A 13,821-nucleotide genomic window follows, 5' to 3' on the forward strand; every position below is an offset into this window, starting at 1 on the left:
CGCGTGCGACGGGATGACGCACGCGTATCGCCCCGTGCAGCGGTCGGCGCGGGGCCGACCGCCGCGCCCGATTCACCAGAACAGCGTGTACAGCGCGGCCAGGATGGCCAGCACCGCGACCGCACCGATGTTGAACGAGGTGCCGGTGCGGTAATCCACGTCGCGGGTCTGGATGATGTCCTTTTCCGGCGCGTGCGGTGTGGCCAGCGACACCACGACCGCCAGGGCGAGCGCCAGCAGGAACACCAGGCCGACGCGGTCGATGAAGGGTAGCGCCGGCCATGCCAGCTTCAGCACGATCGACAGCGCGAACGACCCGATTGCCGCCGCCAGTGCGCCGGCCTCGTTGGCGCGCTTCCAGAACAGGCCGAGCACGAAGATCACCACGATGCCCGGGGTGAAGAAGCCGGTGTATTCCTGGATGTACTGGAAGGCCTGGTCGAAGCTGCCCAGCAGCGGCTTCGCCGCCAGGATGCCCAGCACCACGGTGACCACGGCCGCGATGCGGCCGACGTGCACCAGCCGCGCCTCGCTGTGCTGGCGCTTGCCCTTGGCGTAGAAATCGAGGGTGAAGATGGTCGCCACCGAATTGATCTTCGATGCCAGCGACGCGACGATCGCCGCCACCAGCGCGGCGAACACCAGGCCGAGGATGCCGGTGGGCAGCAGCCGCATCATCGTCGGATAGGCCTGGTCAGGCTTGTCCAGGCCCGGCGCCAGCATCACCGCGGCGATGCCCGGCAGCACCACGATCACCGGCATCAGCAGCTTGAGGAACGCGGCGAACAGCACGCCCTTCTGCGCTTCGCGGATGTCCTTCGCGGCGAGGGCGCGCTGGATGATGTACTGGTTGAAGCCCCAGTAGCTGATGTTCATGATCCACATGCCGCCGATCAGCACGCTGAGGCCCGGCAGGTCCTTGTAGAACGGGTTGTCCTTGTCGAGGATCATCTCGAAGTGGCCCGGCTGCGCATCCCAGAGACGATGGAAGCCGGCGACGATGCCCGCGCCTTCGCCGAGCTGGTTGAGCGTCAGGCCGGCGACCAACAGCCCGCCCAGCACCAGCAGCGAGACCTGCACGATGTCGGTCAGCGCGACCGCCTTCAGGCCGCCATACAGCTGGTACAGCAGCGCGAACACGCCGATCAGCACCACCGCCAGCATCTGCTCCATGCCGGTGACCTGCGACACGGCGATGGCGCCCAGCCAGAGGATCGAGGTGACGTTGACGAACACGTACAGGCCCAGCCAGAACACCGCCATCAGCGTGCGGATGCGCGTGCCGTACCGCTGTTCGAGGAACTGCGGCATCGTGTAGATGCCGTTGCGCAGGAACACCGGCAGGAACCACTTGCCGACGATCAGCAGCGTGGCCGCCGCCATCCATTCGTACGAGGCAATGGCCAGGCCGATGGCATAGCCGGATCCCGACATGCCGATGATCTGTTCGGCCGAGATGTTGGCCGCGATCAGCGACGCGCCGATGGCCCACCACGGCAGCGACTTGCTGGCGAGGAAGTAATCCTTCGCATCCTTGGTGTGTCCCGCCTTCTCGCGCGAGACCCATTGCGCCAGCACGAAGATGGCGGCCAGGTAGGCCACCACGATGCCGATATCCAGTCCCGACAGTGTCATCCCCTTCCCCTATCACCATGCATCCGCGTCGTTGCAGGTCCCGGGCGCCGGGGCGCCCGGGACGTCACTGCGCTCAGCGCGCGCAGTCGACCGCGACTTCCGCCTGGTCCAGCGCGCCCAGTGCGACGCGCGACACCGAGACCGTCATCGCGCCCGCCGTGCCGATCGACCACGGACGGTCGAGCTTGCTGACGTCCGCACCCGCCTTGGCCAGGCACTTCAGCGGCACGCCGACGCGCGTCCATTGGCCGACCGGCAGCTTGGCCAGCGCCGGCGACAGCGCCACGCGCGCCGTGCAGCCGCTGCCGCAGCCGACCGACAGCCACGCATCGCCAGCCGGCGCCTCGTCCACGCGCAGCGTGGTCAGCAGCATCACGTCGCCGTTGCTTTCGCGCTGCAGGTCGAGCGCGGTGTGCGACTGCAACGCGACGGTCGCTTCGCCCTTGCCCGACCAGGCAAGGCGGCGCCCGTCTTCCTGCGCCTGATGGTCCACACCGGTGACGCGCAGCAGATCGGCGTCCAGCGCCTCGGGCACCTTGGTGACCGTCACGCCCTGGCCGTCGGCGGTTTCCAGCCGCAGCGCGATGCCGGAACCGGCGTCGCCGCGCGCGAAGAACACTCCGCTCGCGCCTTCGTCGCCGGTCACGCCGGACTCTTCCGGCAGCGCGGCCAGCTCGCCCTTGTCGGCGTAGGTCAGGCCGAAGCCGAACGCGAACAGCGGGTCGTAGCCTTGCTGCCCGACGTTGTTGGCGTACTGCACGGCGGTGCGCGGCCAACTGAAACTGAGCTTGCCGGTGAAATCGTGCTGCACGCTGCCGTCGGCCTTGCGCAGCAGGACGTCGGCGATGCCTGCGCCTTCAGAGCCTGGCAGCCACGCGGCCACGAATGCGTCGGCCGCGTTGATCTCGCGGTTCATCCACAGCGGACGACCGCTGAGGAACACCGCCACCACCGGAATGCCCTCGGCCTTCAGCCGCTTGATCAGCGCCAGGTCGGCGTCATCGCCCGGCTTGTACAGCAGCGTCTGCAGGTCGCCCTGGAATTCCGCGTACGGGTTTTCGCCGAACACCACCACCGCGACGTCCGGCTTCTGCGTGTACTTGCCGTCGACGGCGAGGATCGCTTCACCGCCGGCGGCCTTCGCCTGCTGCGCGATGCCTTCGTAGATCGTGTCGGCGTTGGGGAAGTCCTTGCGCGTGGTGCCGGTGCCCTGCCAGTTGAGCGTCCAGCCGCCGGCCTGCTTGCCGACGTCGTTGGCGCCGTCACCGGCGACCAGGATGCGCTGCTTCGGCGCGAGCGGCAGCACGCCACCGGCGTTCTTCAGCAGCACCAGCGATTCGCGTACGGCCTGGCGCGCGACGGCGCGATGCTCGGGCGAACCGAGCAGGGCGAACTGCCCGCCGACCGCGCGCGACGACGGCTTGCCGGCCTCGAACAGGCCCAGGCGGAACTTCACCCGCAGGATGCGGCGCACGGCATCGTCCAGGCGTGCCTGGCTGATCGTGCCGGCCTTCACCGCCGCCAGCGTGGTCTCGTAGAAGCCCTTCCAGCTGTCCGATGCCATCGCCATGTCGAGGCCGGCATTGATCGTCGCCGGGCAGTCGGTATTGGTGCAGCCCTTCACCTGGCCGTGACCGTTCCAGTCGCCGACGACGAAGCCGCCGAAGTTCATGCGGCCCTTCAGTGCATCGGTCAGGTACGGCTTGTGGCCGTGCATCTTCTCGCCGTTGACGCTGTTGAACGAGGCCATCGCCGTCTGCGCGCCTGCCGCGATCGCCGGCGGGTAGCCGGCCGCGTGGATGCGTACCAGGTCGGCTTCGCCGATCTTGGTGTCGCCCTGGTCCTTGCCGTTGGTGGTGCCGCCATCGCCGAGGAAATGCTTGACCGAGGCGATCACGTGGCGGCCGTCGAGGAAGGCCGGCGTGCCGACCTTGCCCTGCAGGCCTTCGACCATGGCGACGGAGTAGCTGGCCACCACATCGGGCGATTCGGAATAGCCTTCGTACGTGCGGCCCCAGCGATCGTCCTGCGGCACCGCGACGGTGGGCGCGAACGTCCATTCCATACCGGTGGTGCGGGTCTCCAGCGCGGTGATCTCGCCGATCCGGCGCAGCAGCTCCGGATTGCGCGCCGCGCCCAGGCCGATGTTGTGCGGGAACAGCGTGGCGCCGACGATGTTGCTCTGGCCGTGCACGGCATCAATGCCGAAGATGATCGGGATCGCCTTGCCGCCCTGCGAGGTGTCCATCGAGGCCTCGTAGAAGGCATCGGCCAGCGCCAGCCATTCGGCCGGCGATGCGTCGTAGCGGCCACCGGGATCGGAATTGCCGCCGGCGAGGATCGAGCCGAGGCGGTACTTGCGGATGTCGTCCGGCGTGATGCTGGCGATGTCGCCCTGCACCAGCTGGCCGACCTTCTCTTCCACCGTCATCGTGGCCATCAGGTCGGTGATGCGTTTTTCCAGCGCGGGATCCTCGGCCAGCGGCCAGGCCACCTGCGGCCACGGATTCGCATCCGCCGCGGCAGCGGGCGCGGCGGCCTTGTCATCGCCCTTGCAGGCACCCAGGGCCAGCACCAGGGCGGCCATCAGCACGCCGGCACGGGCGCGCGGGGAATTGCGGTTCGTCATCGCGTTCATCCTTCCATCTGCTCCAGTTCCTTGCCCTTGGTCTCGTGCACGTACTTCAACACGAAGAAGACCGAGATGATCGCCGAAACCAGGTAAATGCTGTAGGTGGCTGCCAGGCCGATGGCCGCCAGCAGGATCGGGAAGGTCACCGTGATGGCGAAATTGGAGGTCCACTGCGCCGCACCGGCCACCGCGAGGGCCGATCCGCGGATCTGGTTGGGGAACATTTCGCCCAGCATCACCCACATCACCGGACCCCACGAGATGTTGAAGAACACCACGTAGACGTTGGCCGCCACCAGCGCCAGCGTGCCCATGCCTCCGGGCAGCTGCAGGTGGCCGTCGACCAGCGAACCGCTGGCGAACGCCGCCACCACCAGTGCCAGCGACACCGCCATGCCGGCCGAACCGATCCAGAGCAGCGGCTTGCGGCCGATGCGGTCGATCAGCAGCACGGTGACGATGCAGGCGCCGATGCTGAGCGCACCGGACAGCACGTTGATCAGCAGCGCGTCGTTCTCGGAAAAGCCGACCGCCTGCCACAGCACCGCGCCGTAGTAGAACACCACGTTGATGCCGACCAGCTGCTGGAATGTCGCCAGGCCAATGCCCACCCAGACGATGGGACGGATCCTGCCGGTCGCCTTGTTCTTCAGGTCGGACAGCTGCGGGCGATGGTGATCCTGCGACAACGAAGCATCGATCTCCGCGAGCTTGGACTGTGCTTCGGCGCCACCAAACAGCCGCGTCAGCACGCGCAGCGCTTCATCCTTGCGGCGCTTCACCACCAGGTAGCGCGGACTTTCCGGAATGACCAGCAGCAAGCCGAGGAACAGCAGCGACGGCACCGCCTGCATCCAGAACATCCAGCGCCATGCCGCATGTCCACCCCACAGCGCCTCGGTGGATGCGCCGGCCTTCGCCGCGAGCAGGTAGTTGGACAGGAAGGCGGCGGTCAGGCCGCTGATGATGGCGATCTGCTGCACCGTCGCCAGCCGGCCGCGATAGCGCGCCGGGGCCACTTCGGCGATGTAGGCTGGCGAGATCACGCTGGCCGCGCCGACTGCGAAGCCGCCGATCACGCGCGCGATAACGAACACCACCGACGAGGTCGCCGCGCCGGCGCCGATCGCCGACAGCAGGAACAGCACCGCCGAGATGATCAGCACGTTGCGCCGGCCAAGGCTGTCCGCCAGGCGACCGGCGCTGAACGCACCCACCGCGCAGCCCAGCAGCATCGAGGCGACCTCGAAGCCGAGCCCCGCCTTGGTGGAGCCGAAGGCCTGCTGCAGGCCGTCGACGGTGCCGTTGATGACGCCGCTGTCGAAGCCGAACAGGAATCCGCCGATCGTCGCCACCACGCTGATCAGCACGATCAGCCGGGTGTTCTCGCCCCCGGTCATTGCCTGGTTCATTGCCATCCCCTTCCTCGATCCGATGATGTCGTTGCCGTCTGCCGCGCTCAGCGCAGCAGGTACTGGTTGAGCAGGTTCTCGTAGCGTTCCTGCTTGCCGCTGGTCTGCTTCGGCTCGCCGAGCTGCGTCGCGAGCGACGCCAGGCTGGCGAGATCCAGCGCGCCGTTCTCGAAGTCCTTGCCCTGGCCGCTGTCGAAGCTGGCATAGCGCTCGCGGCGCCACTGTTCCCACGGCGACTCGGTCAGCAGCGCGTGCGCGACTTCCAGCCCGCGTGCGAACGCGTCCATGCCGCCGATGTGAGCGATGAACAGGTCTTCCAGGTCGGTGGATTCACGGCGCACCTTGGCGTCGAAGTTCAGGCCGCCTTCCAGCCCGCCCTGGCGCAGCACCACCAGCATCGCGCCGACGGTGTCGTAGAGGTCGGTCGGGAACTGGTCGGTATCCCAGCCGTTCTGCGCGTTGCCGCGGTTGGCGTCGATGCTGCCGAGCAGGCCGTGGTCTGACGCGACCTGCAGGTCGTGCTCGAAGGTGTGGCCGGACAGCGTGGCGTGGTTGGCCTCGATGTTGAGCTTGAAGTCCTTTTCCAGCCCGTGCTCCTTCAGGAAGCCGGCGACGGTGGCGCTGTCGAAGTCGTACTGGTGCTTCATCGGCTCCATTGGTTTGGGCTCGATCAGGAAGTTACCCTTGAGTCCGATGCTTCGCCCGTAGTCGCGCGCCATCGTCAGGAAGCGGGCGAAATGCGCGACCTCGCGCTTCATGTCGGTGTTGACCAGCGACGCGTAGCCTTCGCGACCACCCCAGAACACGTAGTGCTCGCCACCGAGTTCGACGGTGGCGTCCAGCGCGGCCTTCACCTGCACCGCCGCGCGGGCGACGACGGCGAAGTCGGGATTGGTCGATGCACCGTTCATGTAGCGCGGATGCGAGAACAGGTTGGCCGTGCCCCACAGCAGCTTCATGCCGGTGGCGTCCTGGCGCGCCTTGGCCAGGCCGACCATGTGCGCGAGGTTCTTCTGGTACTGGCCGATGTCGTCGGCGTCCGGCGCCAGGTCGATATCGTGGAAGCACCAGTACGGCACGCCGAGCTTGGTGAAGAACTCGAACGCCGCATCGACCTTGGCCTCCGCCGTCGCCATCGGCGAACCGGCCTCCCACGGGAAGTGGCGCGTGCCCGGGCCGAACGGGTCATGGCCGGCGTTGCAGAAGGTATGCCAGTAGCAGACGGCGTAACGCAGGTGTTCCTGCATGGTCTTGCCGCCGATCGTCTTCCGCGCGTCGTAGACCTTGAACGCCAGCGGATTGTCCGAGCCGCGGCCCTCGAACGGGATGCGGCCGATGCCGGGGAAGTATTCCTTGGCGCCGATGAAGGGCTGCGTGCTCATGGTACGGTGATCCTGTGGTTGTGCGAGGTGTTGCGGGGGAACGTCAGCCGCGCTGCAGCGGCGTGACGGCATCGAGGTACTGGAGGAAGCGGCGGTAAGCCGTCGCATAGGCGTGCGCGCGGGCGGGATCGGGCGTGGCAGAGAGCGCGGCATCGACGGCGACATGCGTGCGCGCGACTTCGGCGATGGAGGCGTCGTCTCCGCGTGAGCGGTTCCATGCCCACAGCGCCTGCAGTGCGGCGCCGAAGGCCGCGCCTTCGGCCTGCACGGGCACATCCACCGGCAGCCCGAACACGTCAGCCACGAGCTGCCGCCACGCGGCGCTATTGCTGCCGCCGCCGGTCAGCACGATGCGCTCGAAACGCATGCCGGCGCGGACGAAGGCATCGAAGCCGTACTTCAGGCTGTAGGTCGCGCCTTCCATCGCCGCGCGATAGAGATGCGCCGGCGAGAGGTTGGTCGCATCCAGCCCGGCCAGCACGCCCTTGCCCAACGGCAGGTCGGGCGTGCGCTCGCCGTTGAGGAAGGGCAGCATCACCAGGCCATCCGCACCGGGCGGCGTGGCATGCAGGTGGGCATCGCCGTCGCGCGTGCTGAAGCCGAACGCCTTCGCCACCTGTTCGGTCGCCACCGTGCAGTTCATCGTGCAGATCAGCGGCAGCCAGCCGCCGGTCGACGAACAAAACGCCGCCCACGCGCCCGCCGGATCGACCACCGGCGTATCCGAATACGCGAAGAGCGTGCCCGAGGTGCCCAGGCTCATCGCCAGGCGTCCCTCTTCCACGCAGCCGGTACCGATGGCCGCCATCATGTTGTCGCCGCCGCCCACGGCGACCTTCACCGTTGCGGGCAGGCCCAGCGATGCAGCCGTCGCGGCGTCGATATCGAACAGCGCATCGGGTGGGGCGAATGGGGGCAGGCAGTCGGCGAGATCGCGCTCCGCATCTGTCGCACGCAGCAGGTCGGCCGACCAGGTACGCGTGCGGACGTCGAGCCAGCCGGTGCCGGAGGCATCGCCGTGTTCGCAGAAGCGCTGCCCGGTCAGCACGAAGTTGAGATAGTCGTGCGGCAGCAGGATGGTCGCGAGCTTCGCGTAGGCGTCAGGGCGATGCGCCTTCGTCCACGGCAGCTTCGACGCGGTGTAACCGGCCAGGATCGGATTGCCGGCAAGTGCGATGGTGCGTGCTACACCCCCCACGGCCTCCATGATCTTGCCGCACTCGGCCGCAGTGCTGGTATCGCACCACAGCTTGGCCGGGGCCAGCACGTCGCCGGCCGCGTCCACGGGCACGAAGCCATGTTGTTGTCCGGACACCGCGAGGGCCACGATGCGCGCACGCACGTCCGGCGCGATGCGACCGAAGCAGGCCTGCATCGCGACCACCCAGTCGGCGGGATGCTGCTCACGACTGCCGTCGTCGTTGCTGATCAGATCGAGCGGCGCGCTCGCGTTGGCAACGAGGGCGCGCGTGGCGGGATCGTAGACCACCACCTTCAGGCTCTGCGTGCCTGCGTCGATGCCGGCGACCAGGCTCATCGGAACTCCTTCACTGTCATGCCTTCACCAATGCGCCCTGGCGCAGCCTCACCGTGACCGAGGCGCCGGCGGCGATGTCGAGATCGAGCGTGCTGCCCGCATGGACCAGTTGGTAGCGGCCGCCCTTGTCCGAGTGCAGCGTCGCCTGCGCAAGCCGACCCGCTTTCCACGCGAGGTCCAGGCGCGCCGCGTTGCGCACGCGCACACCTTCCAGTTCACCCTCGTGCCATGCACCCGGCAGCGCGGGCAGCAGGAAGATCGACCCGCCCCAGCTCTGCACCAGCATCTCCACGATGCCTGCGGCACCACCGAAGTTGCCGTCGATCTGGAACGGCGGATGCGCATCGAACAGGTTCGGATAGCTGCGCTGCGGCGACAGCAGCATGCGCAGGATCTTCAGGCTGTGCTCGCCGTCCCACAGGCGCGCCCAGAAGTTCAGCCGCCACGCGATGCCCCAGCCGGTGGCGTCGTCGCCGCGGACTTCGAGCGTGCGTCGTGCGGCGCGCGCGAGCTCGGGCGTATCGCGCAGGTTGATCTGCGCGCTGGGATGCAGGCCGTACAGGTGCGAGATGTGGCGGTGGTGGATCTCCGGCGCCTGCATGTCCCAGTCCTGCTGCCATTCCTGCAGCTGGCCGGCTCCGCCGATGCGGTTGGGCGGCAGCTGGTCACGCAGGGCCGCAAGCTGCGCGGCGAAGTCGGCATCCACGTCCAGCACGCGCGCCGCCTCGATGCACTGGCCGAACAGATCGCGCAGGATCTGCGCATCCATCGTCGGGCCAGCGCAGACAGTGGCGCCGAAGGGATGCACGTTCTCCGGCGAGATCGACGGCACCGTGACCATCGCGCCGGTGGCAGGATCGCGCTGCAGCGTCGCCGCGAAGAATGCGGCCGCGCCACGCAGCCAGGGCCACAACCGACGCAGGTCGGCAGGATCGCGACCATAGTCCCAGCGATCCCATAGCTGCTGCAGCAACCACGCGCCGCCCATCGGCCACAGGCCCCACTGTGCGCCATCGATCGGGCCGGTCTGCCGCCAGAGGTCGGTGTTGTGGTGCGCCACCCAGCCCGGCGCGCCATACATTTCGCGCGCCATGCGCGCGCCGGTCTCGGCCAGGTCGCCGATCATGCGCGCCAGCGGCTCGACGCACTCCGCCAGCGCGTTGGCCTCCGCTGGCCAGTAGTTCATCTCGGTGTTGACGTTGATGGTGTACTTGCTCTCCCACGGCGGGTCCATCAGGTCGTTCCAGATGCCCTGCAGGTTGGCCGGCTGGGTGCCCGGGCGCGAACTGCAGATCAGCAGGTACCTTCCATAGGCGTGGTAGAGCGACACCAGTGCGGGGTCATCGCCGTGCGCGAACGCCGCGATGCGCTCGTCCGTTGGCAGGTCGGCGGTGGTGGTGCGTCCGAGGTCCAGCTGCACGCGACGGAACAGGCGGCGGTGCTCGGCGAGGTGGTCGGCCTGCAAGGCGGCGAACGCCTTCTTGCGCGCACCCTCCAGCTGCTTCGCCGTGATCGCGTCCGGGTCGCCGCTGACATCGTCGTAGCGCACGTAGCTGGTGGCGGCCACCAGCCGGAGCTCCAGCTCGCGCACGCCGTCGAACACGATCTGGTCCTGCTCGACACGGACCCAGCCGCCCTGGTGGCGGACCTCCACACGGAACGCGAACCGCAGCCGCCCTTCGATACCGAACTTGTCGACGTTGCGTCCCGCGACCAGCCATCCGCCATCCACGACGCGGGTCGTGGTGGCATGCTCGTTGGCGGTCCGGATGCGACCGATCATGGCGTCGCCGCCCTCGACGGTGCAGCGCATGACGAGACACTGGTCGACCGGCGACACGAAGACCTCGCGCCGGTGCAGGCCCGCCCCCACGCGGAACGACGTGCGTGCGACGGCACCATCGAGATCCAGCTCACGCAGGTAGTCGGAAACGCCATCCAGCCGGTCGAACTGCAGCCACAGGTTGCCCAGCGGCTGGAACGGCATCTGCTTCAGCGGCTCCGCCATCAGCGTGGCATTGGCCAGCGCCTCGGCATCGGCGTAGCGGCCCGCGAAGATCGCCTCGCGCACGCGCGGCAGGTTCTCCTTCGCACGGGGATTGATCGCGAAGTACGGCCCGCCGGCGTACAGCGTGTCTTCGTTGAGTTGCAGCCGCTCCAGTGCGACGCCGCCGAACACCATCGCACCCAGCCGACCGTTGCCGACCGGCAAGGCTTCCACCCACACCCGTGCCGGCTGGCGGTACCAGAGCCGCAGATCGGCCGCGGAAGACGGTGACCTGCTCGCGGTCGCCCCGGCCGCATGCGGCGCCGCGACGGCAGCCAGACCGGCCGCCGTCGCCTTCAGCAGTTCGCGTCGTTTCAGCGTCATCGGCCCATCAACGCTTCTTCACCACCAGCGCCTTGCCGTCGTACCGCGCGGTGACATCGGCGGCCGGCTCCAGCGTGCCGGCATCGGCGCGCGGACCGTCGATGAAGCGCACGCGCACCTCGCGGTTCGCGACCATGCCGGGATAGCGGCCTTCGCGCGCACCGATGCGCAGTTCGCCCGCCTTGTCGTTCCACGCCAGCGGAATGCGGCTGGACTCGCCACGCTCGTAGCCGTAGCTGCGGCCATTGTCCTCGTACAGCGAGAACGTGCCGTCGGCACCGGTGTAGACCTCGATCGTCAGCGGTGCATCGGGCTTCTCGTCCACGTACTGCTGGACGACCGTGCGCGGCACGATGGCGCCTGCGCGGACGAACAGCGGCATGCGCTGCAGCGGTGCGGCGGCATCGATGGTCTGTCCGCCGTCGTAGCGCTTGCCGGTCTCGAAGTCGATCCAGCTCGTGCCGGCCGGCAGGTAGACCTGGCGCGTGGTCGCCTTGAACGTGGTGACCGGAGCGACCAGGAAGGCCGGGCCGAACAGGTACTGGTCGGCGATGTCGCGCACCTTCGGATCGGCCGGGAAGTCCATCGCCAGCGTGCGCAGCAGGGTGCCGTCCTGGTGGTAGGTGTCGCCGGCCAGCGTGTAGATGTACGGCAGCAGCGTGTAGCGCAGCTTCAGGTAGTGCACGAAGCTGTCGTAGTGCGGCGAGCCTTCCGGCGCGATCTCCCAGATCTCGCGGTACGGGAACTGGCCGTGCAGGCGGAAGATCGGCACGAACGCACCGTGCTGGAACCAGCGCAGGCTCAGCTCGCGCCACTCGGCCAGATGCGCCGGGTCCTTGGTCTCGTAGCGCTTCTCCGGCGAGAAGCCACCGATGTCGAAGCTGACGTTCGGCGCGCCGGCCATCGAGGCGTTGACCAGGCCGGAGATCTGCTCGCGCAGGTCGTCCCAGCGCGGCACGATGTCACCGCTCCAGAACGCCGCACCGGCACGCTGCTGGCCCGCGAAGAACGCGCGCGACAGGATGAAGACGCGCTTGTCGGGATCCTGCTCGCGCGAGCCGCGGTAGACGCCTTCGGAGTGCACCAGCGGATAGGCGTTGAAGAACTCCACCGACGGACCCAGCGCGGTCGGCGTGGTGCGCGCCTTGCGCTCGCCGATGTCGATGTTGCTGTGCAGGTCGGGCTCGCTGGCATCCAGCCACCAGGCATCGAAGCCCTTGTTATTGAGCTTGCCGTTGACTTGGCGCCAGAAGATGTCCTGCGCTTCCTTCGAGTACGGGTCGTAGAAGGAGTTCAGATAGCCCTTGCCGATCCAGTCCAGCTCGCCCACCTCGACGTTGCGGTGGTACATGTGGCCGGCGGCATCGAGTTCCTTGTAGTTGGCCGTCGTCGGATAGAACTTGGGCCACACCGAGATCATGATCTGCGCGTGCTGGTCATGGACGTGTTCGACCATGCCGTCCGGATCGGGGAAGTTCTTCGTATCGAAGTCGTGCGACCCCCAGGCGTTCTCCGGCCAGTACGACCAGTCGAGCACGATCGCGTCGATCGGCAGCTTGCGCTTGCGGTACTCGTCCAGCGCGCCGGTCAGTTCGGCCTGCGTCTTGTAGCGCTCGCGGCTCTGCCAGAAGCCGTACGACCACTTCGGCAGCAGCACGGCCTTGCCGGTCAGCACGCGATAGCCGGCCAACACCTGGTCGGCATCGTCGCCTGCGACCACGTAGTAGTCGATGGCCTGCGCGGCTTCGGACCAGATCGACAGGTCCTTCGCTTCGTCAGCGGGCAACGGATCGCGGTGCAGCAGGGCGATGTAAGCCGGCTCGATGCGGTCCCAGACCAGCTTCACCGTGTGGCGCTGGCCGGCCTTCATGTCGAGCGCGAACTCGTGGTGCCACGGGTTCCAGTTCTGGCGCCAGCGGTCGAGCACGAGCTTGCCGTCGATGTAGAGCTTGGCGTATTCGCTGTTGTACAGCGAGAACGTATGCCGGCCATCGCTGCGCGCGGCGATCGCACCCTCCCACACCACATCACTGCGGCCACCCTGCGCCATGTTCTTGCCGGCGGCGGGGAAGTTGGCGAGATCCTTGATGTACTGGTAGTTCACTTCGCTTTCGCGGCGCTCGACCACCTGCTTGCCGTTGACGGTGTAGCGCGCCGTCAGCGCACCCGGCTTGCCCTGCGCGTCGAACAGGTCGAGCGAAGCGCCCAGCGGCTGCAGGCCGCGCGGGTCGCCGTAGCGGGTGATGGCGTTGCTGTCCCACAGGATGCCGTAGTGGCGCGTGGAGACCAGATAGGGAATGGCCTTGTCGATGTTGTGCTGGAGCAGTTCGACGTCGCGGCCCTTGAGGTTCATCCAGCCCTGCTGGTGCAGGCCGGTACCGTAGAAGGCTTCGTCAGCAGGCGATTCGAAACGCTGGCGGATGCTGTAGTAATCCTTGCCCTCGACCTTCGTCGGCGTGAAGGTGCGCGCGTGCTCGGCGAGCAGCGGCTTGCCCGCCGCATCGAAGAAGCTGACGCGGCCAGTGCGTGCATCGACCATCGCCGAGATGCCCTGCGTGGACACCGACACCTGCCCGTCCGCTTCGCCGACCTTCACCGCGGGCGGTGCACCGGTCTTCGCCCGCATCAGGCTGGGCGTGCGCGTGAAGTCGCCATCGGGATCGGCCATTACCCGCAGGATGCCCGGCGCGACCGCCTCGACCTTGACGTCAGCCGCCGCGGCATCGGTGGGGCGCACGATCACGCCATGCGCGATCTTCTCGACTGCCCCGTTGTCTGCGGCGCTGGCGCCCGCGGCGACCAGCGCCAGCAGCGGCACGGTCAACGTCTTCAAGTAACCCATCGCTTGCTCC

The 13,821-nt window shown here is 67.9% G+C and carries 7 protein-coding genes; all 7 read right to left on the reverse strand.

Annotated features, from left to right (window positions below; translation table 11 throughout):
- Positions 1 to 72: 72 nt before the first annotated feature.
- Positions 73 to 1,635, reverse strand: coding sequence for a sodium/sugar symporter (locus tag IB225_RS08320; protein ID WP_192310699.1), 1,563 nt, complete (start codon positions 1,633 to 1,635; stop codon positions 73 to 75).
- Positions 1,636 to 1,708: 73 nt separating this feature from the next.
- Positions 1,709 to 4,273: an exo 1,3/1,4-beta-D-glucan glucohydrolase gene (locus tag IB225_RS08325; RefSeq protein WP_192310700.1), complete on the reverse strand. Its 2,565-nt coding sequence runs from the start codon at positions 4,271 to 4,273 to the stop codon at positions 1,709 to 1,711.
- Entirely contained in the window at positions 4,270 to 5,685 is a 1,416-nt protein-coding gene (locus IB225_RS08330) for a sugar porter family MFS transporter (RefSeq protein WP_225583331.1), read from the reverse strand. The genes IB225_RS08325 and IB225_RS08330 overlap by 4 nt, the downstream gene beginning before the upstream one ends.
- Before the next feature lie 41 nt (positions 5,686 to 5,726).
- Positions 5,727 to 7,061, reverse strand: coding sequence for a xylose isomerase (gene xylA, locus IB225_RS08335; protein ID WP_192310702.1), 1,335 nt, complete (start codon positions 7,059 to 7,061; stop codon positions 5,727 to 5,729).
- 43 nt (positions 7,062 to 7,104) lie between these two features.
- Positions 7,105 to 8,598 carry a xylulokinase gene (gene xylB / locus IB225_RS08340; RefSeq protein WP_192310703.1) on the reverse strand — a complete coding sequence of 498 codons (1,494 nt, stop codon included), beginning with the start codon at positions 8,596 to 8,598 and terminating at the stop codon, positions 7,105 to 7,107.
- A 16-nt stretch (positions 8,599 to 8,614) separates the two neighbouring features.
- Entirely contained in the window at positions 8,615 to 10,969 is a 2,355-nt protein-coding gene (locus IB225_RS08345) for a glycoside hydrolase family 95 protein (protein WP_192310704.1), read from the reverse strand.
- 7 nt (positions 10,970 to 10,976) lie between these two features.
- Positions 10,977 to 13,811, reverse strand: a complete 2,835-nt coding sequence (locus IB225_RS08350) for a TIM-barrel domain-containing protein (protein ID WP_192310705.1) — start codon at positions 13,809 to 13,811, stop codon at positions 10,977 to 10,979.
- Between the last annotated feature and the right edge of the window lie 10 nt (positions 13,812 to 13,821).

Origin of the sequence: Pseudoxanthomonas sp. PXM02 (genome assembly GCF_014851805.1) — a bacterium.
Classification (GTDB): domain Bacteria; phylum Pseudomonadota; class Gammaproteobacteria; order Xanthomonadales; family Xanthomonadaceae; genus Pseudoxanthomonas_A.

Bases quoted from the DNA above. Each gene is read 5' to 3' on its own strand.
- IB225_RS08330 (WP_225583331.1), bottom strand. From the start codon at position 5,685: ATGGCAATGAACCAGGCAATGACCGGGGGCGAGAACACCCGGCTGATC.
- xylA (WP_192310702.1), bottom strand. From the start codon at position 7,061: ATGAGCACGCAGCCCTTCATCGGCGCCAAGGAATACTTCCCCGGCATC.
- IB225_RS08345 (WP_192310704.1), bottom strand. From the start codon at position 10,969: ATGACGCTGAAACGACGCGAACTGCTGAAGGCGACGGCGGCCGGTCTG.
- IB225_RS08350 (WP_192310705.1), bottom strand. From the start codon at position 13,811: ATGGGTTACTTGAAGACGTTGACCGTGCCGCTGCTGGCGCTGGTCGCC.
- IB225_RS08325 (WP_192310700.1), bottom strand. From the start codon at position 4,273: ATGAACGCGATGACGAACCGCAATTCCCCGCGCGCCCGTGCCGGCGTG.
- IB225_RS08320 (WP_192310699.1), bottom strand. From the start codon at position 1,635: ATGACACTGTCGGGACTGGATATCGGCATCGTGGTGGCCTACCTGGCC.
- xylB (WP_192310703.1), bottom strand. From the start codon at position 8,598: ATGAGCCTGGTCGCCGGCATCGACGCAGGCACGCAGAGCCTGAAGGTG.